Genomic DNA, 2,995 nt, shown 5'->3' with positions numbered 1-2,995 from the left:
GAACAGGGACGCGGTGGGGCGGGGATCAGGGGTGCAGCGGTGCTGCGCCGGACTGTCCGCCTCCTTGTCGTCGGCCGCGGCGAGCGCACCGAGGTACGCCGGGGGCCGGTTGTGTTGAGATGTCACGGACCAAGACTACCGAATCCGCACCACCGGCCCCCGGTGCGTGTCAGCCCGTGCGCCCCAGGATGTGCTGGGCGCAGCCGCGCAGGTCCTCGTTGCGGAAGCGGTAACCGGTGGCCAGCAGTCGGCTCACGTCCACCCGCTGGCTCGCGGCCACGAGCTCCTCGGTGGCCTGGACGCCCAGCAGGGCCTTGGGGCCGGCCAGGGGCGTGGGCACCACGGCGGGGCGGTGCAGCACACCGGCCACGGTCTTGGCGAAGTCCCTCTGCCGCACGGGCTGGGGCGCGGCCACGTTGAAGGGGCCCTCGGCATCCTCGGTGAGCGTCAGGTGGGCCACCGCCCCGGCCATGTCGTCCAGCCCGATCCAGCTCTGCCACTGCTGCCCGCCGCCCAGGGGACCGGAGAGTCCCGCCTCCAGCAGCGGCAGCTGGGGCTTGAGCAGACCGCCCGTGGGCGAGAGCACGAGTCCGGTGCGCACGTTGACCACCCGCATGCCGTACGCAGTGGCGCCGTGCGCCGCGCGCTCCCACTCGCGGCACACCTCGGCCAGGAAGCCGTCCCCGGAGGGCGAGTCCTCCGTGAGGACCTCGTCCCCGCGGCCCGTGCCGTAGTAGCCCACGGCGGAGGAGACCACCAGGGCCTTCGGGCGCTTCTCGGCAGGCACCTGACCCAGCGCGCGCACCAGCAGCTCGGTGCTGTCCACGCGGGAGGCCATGATCTTCTTCTTGCTCTCCGGGGTGAACCGCGTGGCGATGCTCGCACCGCCCAGGTGGATGACGGCGTCCACGCCCTCCAGGTCCCGCGGGTTCAGCAGACCCTTGTCCGGGTCCCAGCCGATCACCCCGTCCCCGGTGGTGGCGCCGCGCTTCATGCGCAGCACCGTGTGTCCACCGGTCTCCAGCAGCGCGCACACCTGCGTGCCCACCAGGCCGGACGATCCGGCCACCGCGATGGTGAGCCGGGGACCGTCGTGCTGGTCGTGGAACGCGAGATCCGCCTTCAGCTGCCGCTCGCGGTACGCGAAGATCCGGTTCAGCTGCGGGGTCATCACGCGCTCGCCCAGGTCGTTGAGCCGGCCCGCCCACTGCGGCAGCGGGCGCACGGTCACGCGGTCCTGGATGAGCGTCCCGCCGGACTCGGTCTCCTCGAAGACGTGCCGGTGCTCCCACTCCCCCAGCGGTCCCTTGGCCATGCGGTCCGTGAAGTAGTGGGGCGGGTCCCACTCGCCGTGCTCGGCCGTCCAGGGCAGGTGCACCATGCCGAACGTGCCCGGCACGGACACCCCCAGCTCGGCCTCCGAACCGGGTTCGATCCCGTCCGACGGCGCCTGGCGCACCTGGTCCGGGCCACCGCCGAACGGCGGGGTGAGGCGGGGCAGGGCGCCGGGGCGCTCGTGCCATGCGAACACCTGCTCACGCGGCTGAGCCAGACGGGTCTCGTGCACGTACTCGTGGGTCATGACGCTGCGGTGTCCGTTCGCTCGTGGTGCCGGGGTGGGAGTGGTGCGGGGTCAGCCGTTCTGGGGGACCTGGTCCACCAGCTCGTCGTCGCCGGGCTCGTCCGCGGGGGTCACGCGCCGCACCTGCCGCGAGTCGAGGACGCGCTCACGACGCCGCGGCTCCAGCGTCACCGGCGCTCCCGTCTCCAGGGACTTCAGTACGGCCGCGTTCACGCGGACATCCAGCAGGCCTTCCTCGCCACTGGGCTCGGGAGCTTCGCCGTTGCGCAGGCAGTCCACGAAGTACTGGGTCTGCCCGCCGAACTGCTCCACGGGATCGTGCGCGAAGCTCTCGGAGGAACCGTTCTTCGTGAGCGTGTACACGATGCCGGTGTCCGGGCCGAAGCCGAAGCACGGCTCCGCGGAGATCTCACCCTCGGTGCCCGCCACGGTGAAGCGCTCCACGGACTCGGAGGCGTAGGAGATGGTGAACTGGGCAACCCGGTCCCCCGGGAACGTGAGGGTCACGGCCACGGTGTCGTCGAAGTTGAACTCGCGGCCCGGGGTGCGCACGCCCTTGGCATAGACCTCCACGGGCTCGTCGTGGAAGAGGTTGCGCACCATGTTCTGCGGGTATGTGCCCAGATCCGGGATGGGCCCACCCCAGTAGCCCGAGTGGCCGCGGTGGTTCTCCTCGGTGATGTCCTGGGAGAACGCGGCGGTGAAGTACCGGGGATCGCCGATGACCTTCTGGTCCCGGACCTTCTCGATCATCTCCACGGTGCCCGGCTCCTGGTGTAGCCGGTAGGCGACCATGAGGGTGGCGCCGCTCTGCTCGGCGGCGTCGATGATGGCCTGGCAGTCCTCCTCCGAGGTCTCCATGGGCTTCTCCAGCAGCACGTGCAGGCCCGCCTTCAGCGCGGGCTCGGCGAACTCGCGGTGGCGGAACACCGGGGTGGCCACGTACACGGCGTCGATGTCCCCGGACTCCAGCAGCGCGGGGTACTCCTCGTAGGAGTGCACGGCCACGTCGTACTCCTGGCCCAGCTCTTCCGCCTTCTCCGCGCTGGAGGTCACCAGCGCGGCGAGCTCGGCGTCCTCGATCCGGTCCAGTCCGGGGATGAACGCCTGCTGGGAGATCTGGCCGACGCCCACCACCGCAAAGCGGACCGGGCGATCGTTCGGGATGATGGCAACCATCGTGGGGAACCTCCGAGGGGTTGGAAGAGCGGGTCACACCCACCGATCAGTGGGCTGATGACGTGTTCTGTCCCCACTGTAGGCACGCGGTCCGGAGCGTGTCAGCGACCGTTCACCCACCGCGCACAGCCGCCGGATGGTGAACGTCCGCATGGCGGCGTACCACCGGGTGCCGCGCTGGACGGTGCCGAACCTGCGGCGCATGGCCGCGTGCATGCGCTGGGTGGTGATGAC

2 protein-coding genes are annotated in these 2,995 nt (G+C 71.0%); both read right to left on the bottom strand.

The genetic code is table 11. The features are described 5' to 3' along the window. Positions 1-169 precede the first annotated feature (169 nt). Positions 170-1,582, bottom strand: coding sequence for a TIGR01777 family oxidoreductase (locus CWC38_RS11420; protein WP_121846837.1), 1,413 nt, complete (start codon positions 1,580-1,582; stop codon positions 170-172). A 51-nt stretch (positions 1,583-1,633) separates the two neighbouring features. After that, positions 1,634-2,761, bottom strand: a complete 1,128-nt coding sequence (locus CWC38_RS11415) for a Gfo/Idh/MocA family protein (protein ID WP_121846836.1) — start codon at positions 2,759-2,761, stop codon at positions 1,634-1,636. Between the last annotated feature and the right edge of the window lie 234 nt (positions 2,762-2,995).

This window comes from Kocuria tytonicola (assembly GCF_003687455.1).
GTDB lineage: Bacteria > Actinomycetota > Actinomycetes > Actinomycetales > Micrococcaceae > Kocuria > Kocuria tytonicola.
Note: the sequence above shows the minus strand (reverse complement) of the source record. Positions and strands in the feature narration are given on the sequence as shown.

Excerpts from the sequence above, each read along its gene's own strand:
- CWC38_RS11420 (WP_121846837.1), bottom strand. The coding sequence starts at position 1,582 with ATGACCCACGAGTACGTGCACGAGACCCGTCTGGCTCAGCCGCGTGAG.
- CWC38_RS11415 (WP_121846836.1), bottom strand. The coding sequence starts at position 2,761 with ATGGTTGCCATCATCCCGAACGATCGCCCGGTCCGCTTTGCGGTGGTG.